This window comes from Rhodococcus sp. AW25M09 (genome assembly GCF_000333955.1).
In the GTDB taxonomy this organism is placed as follows: domain Bacteria; phylum Actinomycetota; class Actinomycetes; order Mycobacteriales; family Mycobacteriaceae; genus Rhodococcoides.
On record NZ_CAPS01000068.1, the window covers coordinates 17,826 to 31,305 of the forward strand.

19 protein-coding genes and 1 tRNA gene are annotated in these 13,480 nt (G+C 65.3%); 13 read left to right on the top strand and 7 right to left on the bottom strand.

Going from position 1 to position 13,480, the window contains the following annotated elements; genetic code table 11:
* Positions 1–22: 22 nt before the first annotated feature.
* Positions 23–1,372, bottom strand: coding sequence for a nicotinate phosphoribosyltransferase (locus RHODMAR_RS12765; protein ID WP_008715154.1), 1,350 nt, complete (start codon positions 1,370–1,372; stop codon positions 23–25).
* Positions 1,373–1,429: 57 nt separating this feature from the next.
* Between RHODMAR_RS12765 and clpS the strand changes: the two genes are divergently transcribed.
* From clpS to RHODMAR_RS12805, 8 genes are all read left to right on the top strand, one after another.
* Positions 1,430–1,789: an ATP-dependent Clp protease adapter ClpS gene (clpS, locus tag RHODMAR_RS12770; RefSeq protein ID WP_081605990.1), complete on the top strand. Its 360-nt coding sequence runs from the start codon at positions 1,430–1,432 to the stop codon at positions 1,787–1,789.
* 18 nt (positions 1,790–1,807) lie between these two features.
* Positions 1,808–2,377, top strand: a complete 570-nt coding sequence (gene aosR, locus RHODMAR_RS12775) for an oxidative stress transcriptional regulator AosR (RefSeq protein WP_008715161.1) — start codon at positions 1,808–1,810, stop codon at positions 2,375–2,377.
* Positions 2,378–2,386: 9 nt separating this feature from the next.
* Positions 2,387–3,475 (top strand): P1 family peptidase, encoded by a 1,089-nt coding sequence (locus RHODMAR_RS12780; RefSeq protein ID WP_008715163.1) that lies wholly within the window; start codon positions 2,387–2,389, stop codon positions 3,473–3,475.
* A 65-nt stretch (positions 3,476–3,540) separates the two neighbouring features.
* Complete coding sequence (locus tag RHODMAR_RS12785; protein WP_008715165.1) at positions 3,541–4,167, top strand: rhomboid family intramembrane serine protease; 627 nt, start codon at positions 3,541–3,543, stop codon at positions 4,165–4,167.
* Between the two features lie 112 nt (positions 4,168–4,279).
* On the top strand, positions 4,280–5,038 hold the full coding sequence (locus RHODMAR_RS12790; RefSeq protein ID WP_198289439.1) for a cyclic nucleotide-degrading phosphodiesterase: 759 nt from the start codon (positions 4,280–4,282) through the stop codon (positions 5,036–5,038).
* A gap of 21 nt (positions 5,039–5,059) precedes the next feature.
* Positions 5,060–5,845 (top strand): ribonuclease PH, encoded by a 786-nt coding sequence (gene rph, locus RHODMAR_RS12795; RefSeq protein ID WP_008715168.1) that lies wholly within the window; start codon positions 5,060–5,062, stop codon positions 5,843–5,845.
* Positions 5,838–6,452: an RdgB/HAM1 family non-canonical purine NTP pyrophosphatase gene (gene rdgB / locus RHODMAR_RS12800; RefSeq protein WP_008715169.1), complete on the top strand. Its 615-nt coding sequence runs from the start codon at positions 5,838–5,840 to the stop codon at positions 6,450–6,452. The genes rph and rdgB overlap by 8 nt, the downstream gene beginning before the upstream one ends.
* Positions 6,453–6,659: 207 nt before the next feature.
* Complete coding sequence (locus RHODMAR_RS12805) at positions 6,660–7,265, top strand: esterase/lipase family protein (protein WP_442970048.1); 606 nt, start codon at positions 6,660–6,662, stop codon at positions 7,263–7,265.
* A gap of 2 nt (positions 7,266–7,267) precedes the next feature.
* Here RHODMAR_RS12805 and RHODMAR_RS12810 read toward each other — a convergent pair whose 3' ends face one another.
* The 5 genes from RHODMAR_RS12810 to RHODMAR_RS12830 form a co-directional block, all read right to left on the bottom strand.
* Positions 7,268–7,621, bottom strand: a complete 354-nt coding sequence (locus RHODMAR_RS12810; RefSeq protein WP_008715171.1) for a DUF3817 domain-containing protein — start codon at positions 7,619–7,621, stop codon at positions 7,268–7,270.
* Positions 7,618–8,019 (bottom strand): glucitol operon activator, encoded by a 402-nt coding sequence (locus RHODMAR_RS12815; RefSeq protein ID WP_042939023.1) that lies wholly within the window; start codon positions 8,017–8,019, stop codon positions 7,618–7,620. Before RHODMAR_RS12815 ends, RHODMAR_RS12810 begins: the two co-directional genes overlap by 4 nt.
* Positions 8,020–8,107: 88 nt before the next feature.
* Positions 8,108–8,764, bottom strand: coding sequence for a maleylpyruvate isomerase family mycothiol-dependent enzyme (locus RHODMAR_RS12820; protein ID WP_008715173.1), 657 nt, complete (start codon positions 8,762–8,764; stop codon positions 8,108–8,110).
* 68 nt (positions 8,765–8,832) lie between these two features.
* Positions 8,833–8,914, bottom strand: a tRNA-Leu gene (locus RHODMAR_RS12825).
* Positions 8,915–9,053: 139 nt separating this feature from the next.
* On the bottom strand, positions 9,054–9,686 hold the full coding sequence (locus tag RHODMAR_RS12830; RefSeq protein WP_051048001.1) for a TetR/AcrR family transcriptional regulator: 633 nt from the start codon (positions 9,684–9,686) through the stop codon (positions 9,054–9,056).
* 83 nt (positions 9,687–9,769) lie between these two features.
* On the opposite strand from RHODMAR_RS12830, the gene RHODMAR_RS12835 reads away from it, so the two are divergent.
* From RHODMAR_RS12835 to RHODMAR_RS12845, 5 genes are all read left to right on the top strand, one after another.
* A complete protein-coding gene (locus RHODMAR_RS12835) occupies positions 9,770–10,183 on the top strand; it encodes a nuclear transport factor 2 family protein (protein ID WP_008715175.1) in 414 nt (137 codons plus the stop codon).
* 132 nt (positions 10,184–10,315) lie between these two features.
* Positions 10,316–10,471: a DUF6640 family protein gene (locus RHODMAR_RS29595; RefSeq protein WP_442970049.1), complete on the top strand. Its 156-nt coding sequence runs from the start codon at positions 10,316–10,318 to the stop codon at positions 10,469–10,471.
* Entirely contained in the window at positions 10,468–10,641 is a 174-nt protein-coding gene (locus RHODMAR_RS29085) for an NADPH:quinone reductase (protein WP_008715176.1), read from the top strand. The genes RHODMAR_RS29595 and RHODMAR_RS29085 overlap by 4 nt, the downstream gene beginning before the upstream one ends.
* Positions 10,642–10,699: 58 nt before the next feature.
* Positions 10,700–10,984: a hypothetical protein gene (locus RHODMAR_RS29095; RefSeq protein ID WP_232433651.1), complete on the top strand. Its 285-nt coding sequence runs from the start codon at positions 10,700–10,702 to the stop codon at positions 10,982–10,984.
* A 600-nt stretch (positions 10,985–11,584) separates the two neighbouring features.
* Positions 11,585–12,376 carry a TetR/AcrR family transcriptional regulator gene (locus tag RHODMAR_RS12845; protein WP_008715179.1) on the top strand — a complete coding sequence of 264 codons (792 nt, stop codon included), beginning with the start codon at positions 11,585–11,587 and terminating at the stop codon, positions 12,374–12,376.
* Here RHODMAR_RS12845 and RHODMAR_RS12850 read toward each other — a convergent pair.
* Entirely contained in the window at positions 12,343–13,074 is a 732-nt protein-coding gene (locus tag RHODMAR_RS12850) for a hypothetical protein (protein ID WP_008715180.1), read from the bottom strand. The genes RHODMAR_RS12845 and RHODMAR_RS12850 overlap by 34 nt on opposite strands.
* Positions 13,075–13,480 lie beyond the last annotated feature (406 nt).

The following is a 13,480-nucleotide window of genomic DNA, read 5'->3' on the forward strand; positions in this document are numbered from 1 at the left end:
CGGTTCGGCACCGACACCGCCGTTACGCCTCCACGAAGCGGGTGGGTATCGCCGGTTCGCCCTGAGACAGTTTCAGGCCCTCCCACGGAAGGCTGACCAGGCGTCGAGCCAGCAGGTCACGGCTATCGGTGAGCGTCGGAAGGTCGGCAACTCGTTCGCCGCCGCGGATCAGGGGCGTGGTCAAGGTCTCTACCACCAGATCGCCGTCGACGGCCGGGGGAGCGTCGAACGGGTGCACGAGCTCCTCGACTGCGGTGCCGGTAGGGCGGGCGGTGCGCAGCGCCGCCTTGGTGCCGCCGCGCGATTCCTTGTGACTGCTGCGCTTGGCGACGGGAATGCCGTCCACGGTGACCAACTTGTAGACCATCCCTGCTGTCGGGGCACCGGATCCGGTGACCAGGGACGTGCCGACGCCGTAGGAGTCGACCGGCTCGGCGCGTAGTGCCGCGATGGCGTACTCGTCGAGATCGCCCGAGACGACGATCTTGGTCTTCGGCGCACCGAGAGCGTCCAGTTGGTCGCGAACTTGGCGCGCGAGCACGCCGAGATCGCCGGAGTCGATGCGCACCCCGCCGAGCTCGGGCCCCGCCACTTCGATGGCGTTGGCAACGCCCTGGGTGATGTCGTAGGTGTCGACGAGCAGGGTGGTGCTCACTCCGAGGGCTCGCACCTGTGCCGCGAACGCCGACCGTTCGTCGGGGCCCTCGGCGGTGGTGTGCAGCAGGGTGAAGGAGTGGGCCGACGTTCCCGCGCCCGGAACTCCGTGCCTGCGTACGGCCTCGAGGTTGGACGTCGCGGTGAATCCGGCGAGGTATGCCGCCCGCGAGGCGGCAACGGCGGCCTCTTCGTGGGTGCGACGCGATCCCATCTCGATGATCGGCCGGGACTTCGCGGACGCCACCATCCGGGCTGCGGCGGACGCGATGGCACTGTCGTGATTGAGGATGGACAGCACGAGGGTTTCGAGGACGACGCACTCGGCGAAGGTGCCGCGGACGGTCAGTACCGGTGAGCCGGGAAAGTAGAGCTCGCCCTCGCGATAGCCGTCGATATCGCCGGTGAATCGGTAGTTGCGCAGCCACTCGACGGTGTCGGAGTCGAGGAACTCGGAGACGACACGCAGCTCGTCGGGGCCGAATCGGAAGGCGGCGATCGCGTCGAGAATGCGCCCGGTGCCTGCGAGGACGCCGTATCTGCGGCCACCGGGCAGCCGTCGCGCGAACACCTCGAAGCTGCACACACGATCGGCGTAGCCGCTGGCCAGAGCGGCCGACAGCATCGTGTACTCGTACTGATCGGTCAGCAGTGCGGTGCTGGCGATGTCGCTGGAATTCGCGTGATCGGTGGTCGCGTCGTTGCTCACCTCGCCCACACTACGAGCGCAGGGGCGAGCGTGGGACGCTGGCCCGATACGCCGTACCCTGTTGCCATGCCTTGGTTGACGGTGGACGGACCGCTTCTGCCCGTGGACGGCTTCTCGGCAGGCGAGGTGCTCGCGGCGTCACCACAAGCAGTCCCGGCCCAGACCGAGGCCGTCGCCGCAGACGAATCGCACGACACCCCATGGGTGACGATCGTGTGGGACGACCCGGTCAACCTGATGCATTACGTGACCTACGTGTTCCAGAAGCTCTTCGGCTACAGCAAGGCCAAGGCCACCGAGCTGATGATGCAGGTGCACTCCGAGGGCAAGGCCGTCGTGTCGAGCGGTGAGCGCGACGCAATGGAGAACGATGTTCGACGCCTGCACGCGGCCGGTCTGTGGGCCACCATGCAGCAGGACAAGTAGAGAAGGACATCAGCAACAGTGCGCACGTGGACGAGACGGAATTCGTTGTCCGGGGTCAAGATCAAATCCGAGATCGATGCTCGTGAGGCCGCCGTGCTGCGGTCTCTCGTCGGCTCGGTTCTCGGACTGTTGCGCGACCGTTCCGCCGCTGCCCCCACCGACGAACTCGCTGCACTGACGGGGTTGCGCACCGGCCACAACAGTCCGCCCGAGGATGCCGCGCTGGCACGGCTGCTGCCGGACTTCCACCGCGCCGACCCCACCCGCGACGCGGAGGACCCGGCCGACCTCAACGGCGCACTGCGTGGACTCCACGAGCCCGAGATCATCGACGAGAAGTTGGCTGCCGGATCGATGATCCTGGCCACGCTTCCCGACTCCGGTGGCAAGATCGTCCTGACCCAGGAGCAGGCAGACGCATGGTTGACCGGCCTCAACGACGTGAGGCTGGCGCTCGGCACGACGCTGGGGATCAGTGCGGACACACCCGACGAGCTCGACGAGGGTGATCCTCGCGCTCCGCATCTCGACGTGTATCACTGGCTGACCTGGATGCAGGATTCACTCGTACAGGTCCTCATCCCCTAGGACGCGCGCGTGACCGCTGCCCACTCCATCACTGCCTTCTCGACGCCCGGACCGCGGGACTGCCTGACCGACGTCGCCGGTCTGCTGGTCGGTCACCATCACGAACTCGACGACACCGCCGCGATGGGATCCGGTTCGGCCACCGGCTGCACCGTGGTTCGAGCGCTCGGCGGTGCCACCGCCGCAGTGGACGTTCGCGGCGGCGGGCCGGGAACCCGTGAGACCGATCTGCTCGATCCGAGCCATTCCGTTCAGCACGTCAACGCGATTCTGTTGACCGCGGGTAGTGCGTACGGTCTCGCGGCCGCCGACGGCGTCATGCAGTGGCTCGAGGAGCACGGTCAGGGCATCGCGATGGGCAGTCCCGATCACGTCGTCCCGATCGTGCCGGCTGCGGTGATCTTCGATCTTCCGGTCGGCGATTGGACCGCGCGTCCGACGGCGGAGTTCGGCTACCTCGCCGCGGCAGCAGCGACTACCGGGTTCGCAACAGGATCGGTCGGGGCAGGTGTCGGCGCTCGCGCCGGAGTGCTCAAGGGTGGCGTGGGTAGCGCCAGCACGGTGATCGAGGGGGGTCCTGCGGACGGGGTCACGGTGGCGGCGCTGATGGTCGCCAATCCCGTGGGCGCTGTGTTCGATCCGCGTACCGGACTGCTCTGGGGCACCGGAACACTCGGGCCCGCGGCGTTCGGTATGCGTACACCCGACGTCGACGAGGTGTGGAACGCGCTGGCACTCGAACCCAAGGGGACCGCTCTGAACACCACGATCGGTGTGGTCGCCACCGATGCTGCGCTGTCGTCGGCGTCGTGCAAGCGGATTGCCGTGGCGGGTCACGACGGTCTGGCCCGAGCCATCCGGCCGGCGCACTCGCCACTCGACGGCGACACGATCTTCGCGGTGTCGACGGGCACCAGGGCCGTCTCGGCCGAGTCCTCGGTTCCGGCCGCGTTCTCGGCGGAACTGCCCGTGTTGGCCGCGGTCACCGAGGCCGCGGCGATCGTCGTCGAGCGGGCCATCGTGCGCGCCGTGCTCGACGCCACCTCGGTGGCCGGCATCCCCACCTACCGGCAGATCTTCCCGTCGGCGTTCACCTGATTCCGAGTCTGATCACGTCGACCGCCCTGCCCGGTACCGTGGAGGGACCGACGTTGGAGGCGAACATGAGCGAGACCGGCAAGCTGCCCGGCGAGCGTGAGCGGCCGGTCTGGATGCAGGCCGCCATCTTCGTCGGAGGATTCACCGCTTTGTTGTGGATCATCGAGATCATCGATGTCGCCAGCGGATCGAAACTCGAACAGGGCGGCATTCACCCCCGCTCTGTCGACGGACTGTGGGGAATCCTGTTCGCGCCGGTGTTGCACGACGATTGGCAGCATTTGATCGCGAACACCGTGCCGATCGTGGTGCTCGGATTTCTGGTGTTGCTCTCGGGGATGGCGCGTGGTCTGGCTGCCACCGGCATCATCTGGTTGGTGGGCGGCTTCGGTACGTGGTTGACGGCCGGGGCGGGGACCACAATCGGTGCGTCGATTCTGATCTTCGGATTCATCGCGTATCTGCTCGTTCGCGGTTTCTTCACACGCAAACTCGGTCAACTCGCGATCGGTGTCGTGGTGTTCGTGCTGTACGGCAGTGCGCTGTGGGGGGTGCTTCCGAGTGATCCCAACATCTCTTGGCAGGGCCATCTGTTCGGCGCAGTGGGTGGCGTGATCGCTGCTCGGCTCTTGTCGGCCGACGCGCGGGCCGAGCGAACACGCGTCGAGTCGCTCGATCGGCCCACTCTCTGAGCTCGACGTAACTGCCGACACACCGACGCTCGCCGGTGAATTTCGCCGACTCGCGCGAGGAATACTGCCCGAACGTTTCGAGTGACGCGCTCGGCGTGGCAGCATGGCTTTCATGCGAATTACCGTCCTGGGATGTTCGGGCAGTGTGTCCGGACCCGATTCACCCGCGTCGGGCTACCTGATGGAAGAAGAGGAGACCTCACCGGTCGTTCTCGACTTCGGTCCCGGCGTTCTCGGGGCGTTGCAGCGCTACGCCGACCCGGGAGATGTGAGCGTCCTGCTCTCGCATCTGCATGCCGATCACTGCCTCGACGTTCCTGGTCTGCTGGTGTGGCGTCGCTACCATCCGAACCCGCCTGACGGGCGAGCGATCGTGTACGGGCCGAAGGACACGGCGTTTCGGCTCGGAGTCGCCTCGGCCGAGTGCGGCGGGCAGATCGACGACATGTCCGACACGATCGACCTCCGGCGTTGGGTCGACGGTCGCACCGTGGAGTTCGGGAAGCTGTCGATTCTGACCCGTCAGGTGTTCCATCCGCCGGAGTCCTACGGCATGCGAGTCACCACGGGCGAGGGTCGCATCTTCGCGTACAGCGGCGACACCGGAATGTGTCAGGCGGTGCAAGATCTGGCGAACGGGGCCGATGTGTTCCTGTGCGAAGCATCGTGGACCGACAGTCCCGAGCGTCCCGAGGGAGTGCATCTGTCCGGAACCGAGGCCGGCCGGATCGCCCGTGAGGCCGGGGTCGGGGAGCTGCTGCTCACCCACATCCCGCCGTGGACGTCTCGCGAGGACGTGATCGCCGAGGCCAAAGCAGAGTTCAGTGGACCGGTGCATGCGGTTCTCCCAGGGGACGTATTCACCGTCTGAGGACGCGCTAGGCTTCGAGACGTGTCCAGACGAGAAGACGGCAGAGCGGACGACGAGCTCCGCAACATCAAGATCACCCGTGGATTCACCAGCCACCCGGCAGGGTCGGTGCTGGTCGAGTTCGGTAACACCAGGGTGATGTGCACGGCCAGCGTCGAGGAGGGTGTGCCGCGCTGGCGGAAGGGGTCCGGCCTCGGTTGGCTCACCGCCGAGTACGCGATGCTCCCGGCGGCCACGCACACCCGCAACGGCCGCGAGTCGGTCAAGGGCAAGGTCGGCGGGCGAACCCAGGAAATTTCCCGGTTGGTCGGACGCTCGCTGCGTGCATGCATCGACTTGGCTGCCATCGGTGAGAACACCATCGCGCTCGATTGCGACGTTCTCCAGGCCGACGGCGGTACCCGGACCGCGGCTGTCACCGGCGCATTCGTGGCTCTCAACGACGCCGTCACGTATCTGCGCGCAGCCGGACGCCTCGCCGATCCCCAGCCGATCTCATGCATGATCGCCGCGGTCAGCGTCGGTGTGGTCGACGGCCGGGTGCGTCTCGATCTGCCCTACGAAGAGGATTCTCGCGCCGAGGTCGACATGAACGTCGTCGCCACCGACACCGGCACGCTGGTGGAAATCCAGGGAACCGGCGAGGGCGCGACCTTCCCGCGAACCACACTGGACAAGTTGCTCGACTCGGCGTTCGTCGGCATCGAGAAGCTGTTCGAGGTGCAGCGGGAAGCTTTGGAACTGCCGTACCCCGGCGATCTGCCCGAGCCGGCAGTCGCGGAGTCGAAGAAGAAGTTCGGTGGCTGACTCGAAGCTGCTGGTAGCCAGCCGGAACATGAAGAAGCTGCGTGAACTCCGGCGGGTGCTCGACGCCGCCGGAGTTACCGGGATCGAACTGGTCGGCCTCGACGAGGTGCCGCCGTTTCCGGAGGCTCCCGAAACCGGAGCGACGTTCGAGGACAATGCGCTCGCGAAAGCTCGCGACGGGGCGTCGGCTACCGGATTGCCTTGTGTTGCAGACGATTCCGGTATCGAAATCGATGCCTTGAACGCGATGCCCGGCGTGCTGTCGGCGCGATGGTCCGGTACTCACGGACGCGACGATGCCAACACCGCGCTGGTTCTCGCGCAGCTGAGCGACACCCCGGACGAGCGTCGCGGAGCGGCCTTCGTATCGGCATGCGCCCTGGTGGTTCCCGGCGGAGCCGAGACCGTGGTGCGCGGGGAGTGGCGCGGCGTTGTCGCGAGAGAGCCTTCGGGCGACAACGGTTTCGGCTACGACCCGATCTTCGTGCCCGAGGGCGACGGTCGTAGTGCAGCGCAGCTGAGCCCGGACGAGAAGGACGCAGCCTCACATCGCGGTCGCGCGCTGCGCACCCTCGTACCGGCCCTCGAAGAATTGGCAGGTCGGTAGCTCGTGGCGACGCGTGCAGTGTTGACAACGGCGACGGTTGCGCTCGCCGCCGCCGCACTGTGCTTGGCAGGTGCACCGGCCTCGGCGGCACCGGCGGCGGGCTCCTTCGCCGAGGCGTTCGCCTACTCGATCGCGCACCCGGGCGTGACGCCGGCGGGCGCGAACGACTACTCGTGCGTTCCCAGTGCGCAGCACCCCGAGCCCGTGGTGCTGGTGCACGGCTTCCTGGAGAACTCGTACGACAACTGGGCATCACTGTCGCCCGAGCTGGTCGACGCCGGGTACTGCGTGTTCGCGATCGACTACGGCAACACCGGGCCGGTGCCGGCTTTCGGGGCGCTCGAACCCATTCCCGACAGTGCGCAGGAACTCTCGACGTTCGTCGATTCCGTCCTCGACGCGACGGGAGCCGAGAAGGTGTCGATCGTGGGCCACTCGAAGGGCGGCACGGTGCCGCGCTACTACGCGCGCTTCCTCGGCGGGGATCGCACGGTGTCCCGCGTCATCGCATTGTCGCCGCCGAACTACCCCACGGCCGGGCCTCCCCTCGGCAACGACGTGCTCGAGCGCCTCAACGAGGGCAGTGACACCGTCGCCGGCATCGAGTACACGACGATCGTCACCCGCTACGACCAGATCGTCGTTCCGTATACGGCATCGCTGCTCAGCGGTGCAGGAAACACCAACATCGTCCTGCAGGACCTGTGCCCGGCCAACGTCACCGAGCACACCGGAATCTCGTACGATCCGCTCGCTCAGCAGCTGGTGCGCAACGCCCTGGATCCGGAGAACGCGCAGCCGGTCAGCTGCTGACGTCAGACGGCGAAGTCGGCTTTGACCTGCTTGGTGCGCTTGTGCTCGACATAGAACGACAGGAACGGGATGGTGCCGGCCAGGAGCGTTCCGATGGTGCGGCCTGCAGGCCACCGCACCTTGATCGCGAGATCGATCGTAAGAACCAGGTAGACGAGGTAGACCCAACCGTGCACGACGGCGATCCAGGTCGGCACGTTCTCGACCTCGAATATGTACTTCGCGACCATCTCGGTGACGAGGACCAACAACCAGATGCCGGTGGCATACGCGAGCACGCGGTACCGCAGCAATGCGGATGCAATCTTCTGGGTCTTGTTCGCAGCCGCCTGCGTCTTCTCCGGTGCCGAACTCACGTGGTGCTCCTGTCGGTCCCGCGGGATTCGTTCAGCTCCGCGAGGTAGCTGTTGTATTCGAGAAGTTGCCGAGCCTCTGGATCTTCGAGGTCGTTCGCGTCTGCCGCCGGGGCGCTGCGCCGGGGGAGTAGATCGAGGGGTACTTCGGTGGGCCCGTCTGGCCGCGTCGCGGCCAGCTCGTCCGAGTCCTCGTCCTCGAGACGAACGAACTTGCGATAGGCGTAGATCACGAACGCTGCGAACAGAGGCCACTGAAACGCGTAGCCGAGGTTCTGACCGTTGCCGTCGACAGCCTCGAAGCGCTCCCACTGCCACCAACCGAGGCCGAGGCAGACCACCGCGGACACGATGACCAGCGCGATCAACGCAGGTCGACGGTTCGGGCGGGATGAAGTCACCCTTCGACGGTACCGGAGCTACTACTACTGCAGGTAGTCGCGTGGTGCGGATCGGCGGTGATTCTCACCATGAACGGCCAGGGTCGATCTATGAGCGACGGCTCGCCCGCGCGGCGGCGAGTTGCTCGGCACCAGGCCCGGCGATGCCGGAGAGCGCGCTGCTGCGTCCGGTCAGAACCAGCGCCAGGGTGGCCGCCGATCCTTCGATGGTGGGTCCGTCACCGCGACTCCAGTCGAGATCGGTTGCGCGCCAGTGCAGTCGAAGCTCGGGGCCCTTGAACGGAGCCGCGCCGGTTTCGGGCACCAGGAAATCGAGCAGCATGCCCATACGATGTTCCGGAATGCGGTGCTCGATACCGAGCGGCGTGCATATGTCCAGCCCGTGCACGATGACGTCGGTCAGCGGAGCAGACGGGCCACGCCCGGGAGGCGTGAACTTCTTGTCTGCGTGGGCCTCCAGCAATGCAGGCAGCTCGTCACTGTGCCGGCGACGTACGCGCTGAGTCATCAGCTGATTGGCTCGGTCGAAATCGCCTCGGGTGCGCACCATGGCGAGTCCGAACTGCCAGGTCGGGACGATCAGTGGAACGACCAGATGAGCCGCGACGTCGCCTACGGTCCAGGCTTTGCACAGCGACTGTGTGTCCCATTGCTCGGGTGTGAACTCATCGAGAGTCTGCGCAATGGAGCGTCGCTCGTCCGCGATTTCGGCGAAGATGGCGTCGTCGTTCGGATCACCGGGCACGCGAACCGCCTTCGCTGCTTGGGAAGTGTCGATCTGGTAGCCGTGAGGACAGGTCCGAACGACCGTCGTGCGCGAGGGGGGACTTGAACCCCCACGTCCTGAGACACTGGAACCTAAATCCAGCGCGTCTGCCAATTCCGCCACTCGCGCGTGCCGGTGAAGTCTACAGCCTGGCCGAACTGCGACGGCACCACACCTGCACGCGGCTCGGTGTCTCTGCTGCTCTCGACTCATAGTTCTATCGCACCCATTTCACGGCGTCTGCTGGAGATGCGTCGGCGTGAAGGAGTCAACCTTTTGTCGGCGCTGAATTGATCGCGAGTGTGCTGCGAAAGGCGGCGCTTGTCTTGGTGATGAGGTCGCTGGGGGACGTGGCCAGGATGCGGCCGCTGGAGTAGCAGGCCAATGCAAGCTGCGCCGCCACGGTAGCGATGGCGGGGGGAGTCTCGTGCGCGAGGAGTACTTTCGCGAGTTCGTCCGAGATGTACTGGTGCTTCAGCGCGGCGCGTGCGCGCATTTCCTCGTGTGCATCGAGGAGGAGCATGTGCCGCTGGTAGGCGGCGAGGTCAGCAGTTGCCTGCCTGCACAGCTGGATCACGAGGGGTTCGAGTGCGCTCAAAGCGCCTGCAAGGGAGTTGACGGATTCCGGGGGAGTCGACACTACGGATGTTGCGTCGGTGATTGCGTCGAACATGGCCTGTTCCTTAGCGAAGACGACCTCGGTCTTGTCCCCGAAATGCCGAAAAAACGTGGTACGACCCACCTCTGCACGCTCTGCGATGTCCGTGACGGAGACGCTGTCGAAGCCTCGTTCGGCGAATAGGGCGTCCGCGGCATCGATGATCCGATTTCGTGCTGCGTGTTGTTTGCGTTCGACCAAGGACAGCGGAGATTTCTTCACCTCGGATGGTCGTTCGGCCATGTCGAAACTATAGCCCGCCTCCGACTCGAGTCTCAAAAGGTACTGAGTCTGTTACGGTACTGAGTACCAAACAAGGAGGCTTCATGCTCACTGTCAACGATCACCAGCAGATCACCGAAACTCTTTCCCTCCACGCGTTCGTGGTCGATGAGAACCGGTTGGACCGGCTCGGGGACGTGTTCACCCCTGAGGCCACGTACGACATGACCCGCTCAGGGATGGGTGCCTTCCGAGGCGTCGAAGCCATGCGTGCTGCTGCGGCGCAGATGTTCGCTGCCGGGCGGGCACCGCTGTCACATTTCGTAACCAACATCGTCATCACGGAGACCGGCGAGACGACGGCCTCCGTACGATCGAAGGGGCTGATGATCATGCACGATGGTGCCCTGCACGCTGTCGTGTACGACGACACGTTTTGCCTGTACGAGGGGCGCTGGATGATCGCGAGCCGGGTCATTTTGCCCATCCACGCCGCGCCCGCCGACAAGCTTCGATGAATTCGGAAACGCCCTGGACCGCGCGCGCTCCGTTGCGTCCGGTGCCGGCCGCCCGGCGGCCCGGCGGCCCGGCTCCGGGCGTGTGACTTTGGACGCGGCTGCGCTTTCTGCGTCGGCGTACGGTCGAGCCAGCTGTCTGCGACCTTCTGCCCCGGGACGGCGAGCGTGGACCCGCCGGGGAGAGACGACTGGCCGCAGTTGTGGTGCACGATCCCTGTACTGACTGCCGTCGGTTCCGGTTACGCCGTGGCGCGCCGAGGCCTGAACGCTACGAGGAGAACACGATGAAGCGCCTTCAATACCACTGCTACGGCGGACCGGACGTCCTCGTCCTTGGAGACGCGGATACCCCGATACCGGGCCGAGGAAAGGTGTTGGTGCGAGTGCGTGCGGCCGCCGCGAAAGCAATGGATTGGAAGATCCGCAACGGCGAGATGCGACCCATGACCGGGCAATAGTTCCCTCGCGGTGTCGGGCCACGATTTTGCCGGGGTCATCGAACGGGTCGGAGGGGGTGTGACTCGTCTCCAGGTCGGCGAAGAAGTGTTGGGTGCGGCGGGCCTGCGACAGGCCGGAGCGTTCGCCGAGTTCGTGATTGCAGAGGACCGGTCCGTCGCTCACATGCCCGACGGTCCTACGTTCGCCCAAACCGCCACCCTGTCCGTCGTAGGGCCCACCGCTGACCAGGCTGTTGTCGAAGCCGGCAAACTGAAGTCGGGGCAAAGCATTTCATCAATGGCTGTCTCGGTGGCGTCGGCCGAGTTGCCGTGCAGTTCGCAGCCGGCATGTGCGCATCCGTGACCGGTAGCTGCCGGTCAGGGTCGGAAGCAGACGCCCACCAACTCGGCGTCGATACAGTCGTCGCCTTCGATCGCGACCCCGCACCTCTCAACGGTCGGTTCGATGTCGTTGTCGACACGGCGGGACTCTGCCATTCGACACCGCACGTCGGATGCTCGAGCCAGGTGGGCGAATCGTCGACATCGTCCCTTCCGTAGCAAAGTTCGCACGCAGCATCGTGCCTGGCCCATGCGGCGCATTCATGGGCCGGCCGGACAGCGAAAACCTCCAACACCTCGCCGATGCCGCTGGATGAGGTGAGATCGCCACCCGCATCTCCGCACCGTCAGTCTTGGCGACGCAATCCCGGCTCTTATCGATCTCGAGCACGCGACTACCTCCAGCGCCGGGAAACTCATTGTCAGCACCGACTGATTCGTTGTGAACTACGCCGCCGAAGAAGTTGTCAACCGGAAGAAATTGGCACATCGAAGCCGGCGCACTGGCTGTTCCCGGAGTCGGACCGGGCGAGCGTTGACAGGGCTTCGTCTGGTCCGTCTTGCGCGACTCCGCGCCGTGTACGTCGCAAGGTACGGCGTACGGCGGATTTACACTCGGCGAATGGCATCGAAAAATGGCGTTCCCTTCGACCCGGCGCGCATTCTCGAACTGCTGTGGCGAGTGGGGACGAAGACGAGTCGAACAGGGCTGAGCGTGGACGCAATCGTCGACGCCGCCATCGAGCTGGCCGACGCGAACGGTCTCGAGTTCGTCTCGATGCGCAACGTGGCCGAGCATCTCGGTGTCGGTGCCATGTCGCTCTACACCCACGTTCCGGGTCGAGAAGAACTGGCCGATCTGATGATCGACCGATCCATCGCAGGCCTCTACTCGCACGTGGACGAGCCGTCCGCTGATCCTGGCGGGTGGCGTCCCGCGCTGCGTTTCGTTGCCGAGCGCAATTGGGCTCTGTATCAACGGCATTCGTGGCTCCTGGAGGCGGAGGGTGCGCGTCCTGTGCTGGGTCCGCACACCAACGACAAGTACGAGGCCGAGTTGCGCACCCTGGTCGACACCGGTCTGAGCGACATCGAGATCGACTCTGTGCTCACGCTGGTGCTGACTCATGTCTCCGGTACTGCGCGCGCCCTCGCCGCCGCCACTCGGGTGAAGGAACAGTCGGGAATGACCGACGCGCAGTGGTGGGCGGCCACGGCTCCGATCATCGAACAGGTGATGGATCGTGAGCGCTTTCCGGTGTCGTCTCGGGTCGGTACGGCCGCGGCGACGTCGTACGACGCCGCCGGCGACCCCGTGCATGCCTACCGTTTCGGGTTGGAGTGCATCCTCGACGGCGTAGAGGTGTTGATGTCGCGAACTCATCCCGCCGATCGAAGCGCTACCTCGGACTGACGCCGCTTCGGTCTCCGTAGCTTGTGCTGATAGCGCCATACTGCGTGCTCGAGCGAGGCGAGGTTCGTGCCGAGCGCCTCGGCCGCGGCTCCGAGGACGACGGCACAACGGTCCTCGGTAATTTCGGCGGCCAGATTCTGGTGGAGCGGCTCGAGTGCGTCTGCGACGAACGAGTGCAGGTGGCCGACCGCCTTGTCGGTCCGTACGCCGAGGTGCATCAGCATGCACTCCCACGTGGTCTCGCCGAGACCCGGTATCGCACGGAACGCATCGAACTGTTCCTCGGTGGGCTGTTCGAAGTCGGCGGAACAGAACAACCCCAGCGAGACCAAGGTGTGTGCAGCCACAGCGACGGCGGCCCCCTTGGTTCGGCTGTTTCCCGGAACCAGTTGCCGGTTGGATAGAATCTCCACCAGCGAATCCGGATCGGTGGTCAGTTCGGCAAGGGTTGTCAAGTCGTCGAGTCGGTTATCGCCTCGATGGGATCGCCACCGACTGATCACCGCGCGGACCCCACTGGTGGGTCCGCCGTACGGTGCGCGCGCGGAGAAGACTGCATCCAACAGTGCAACCTCGCTCTCGCCGCGCCACCCCGGTGTCCAGTGCGGTGAACGTGACTGTGGCGCAGACGATTCGATGAGTAGCAGTATCGCCTCGAGTTCGTCCGCCGTGCAGATGTCCGTTACCGATGAATACATGAATTTCCCCCCGGATTCCGTCGACCACTCATTCGCGGAGTGGGTCGTCCGATGAAGCTAGAGGACCCCACCGACAAGGTCGCGCGGCCGCAGCATGTGCTCGAGGTCACATAACGGAACGATAACGAAAAATGCGAGGCTTTCCTCATGTTCTGAATCCTCGGGCGACGCTCTCGCCAGCATCGACGTCGGTTACCGACGGGTTGGGTAAACCGAAAGTAAATGCGCTTCGATCGGCGTACTCGCTGGTAGCACTCGGACGTCCGAGCAAACCTGAGGATTTCCTCATGATTTTGTGTCAGTCTTGAGCAGCGCGGAAGAGACCTGTCGACGAAGACCGGCTCACCGCATCGCCCCTGTAGCCCACGACGCACTCTGGCAACCATCACAGCGAGCGCCTTGACCC

What these genes read in the sequence shown, in the direction of transcription:
- clpS (WP_081605990.1), top strand. Translation starts at nt 1,430, where the DNA reads ATGCCTTGGTTGACGGTGGACGGACCGCTTCTGCCCGTGGACGGCTTC.
- RHODMAR_RS12785 (WP_008715165.1), top strand. Translation starts at nt 3,541, where the DNA reads ATGAGCGAGACCGGCAAGCTGCCCGGCGAGCGTGAGCGGCCGGTCTGG.
- RHODMAR_RS12790 (WP_198289439.1), top strand. Translation starts at nt 4,280, where the DNA reads ATGCGAATTACCGTCCTGGGATGTTCGGGCAGTGTGTCCGGACCCGAT.
- RHODMAR_RS12830 (WP_051048001.1), bottom strand. Translation starts at nt 9,686, where the DNA reads ATGGCCGAACGACCATCCGAGGTGAAGAAATCTCCGCTGTCCTTGGTC.
- RHODMAR_RS12835 (WP_008715175.1), top strand. Translation starts at nt 9,770, where the DNA reads ATGCTCACTGTCAACGATCACCAGCAGATCACCGAAACTCTTTCCCTC.
- RHODMAR_RS29085 (WP_008715176.1), top strand. Translation starts at nt 10,468, where the DNA reads ATGAAGCGCCTTCAATACCACTGCTACGGCGGACCGGACGTCCTCGTC.
- RHODMAR_RS12845 (WP_008715179.1), top strand. Translation starts at nt 11,585, where the DNA reads ATGGCATCGAAAAATGGCGTTCCCTTCGACCCGGCGCGCATTCTCGAA.
- RHODMAR_RS12850 (WP_008715180.1), bottom strand. Translation starts at nt 13,074, where the DNA reads ATGTATTCATCGGTAACGGACATCTGCACGGCGGACGAACTCGAGGCG.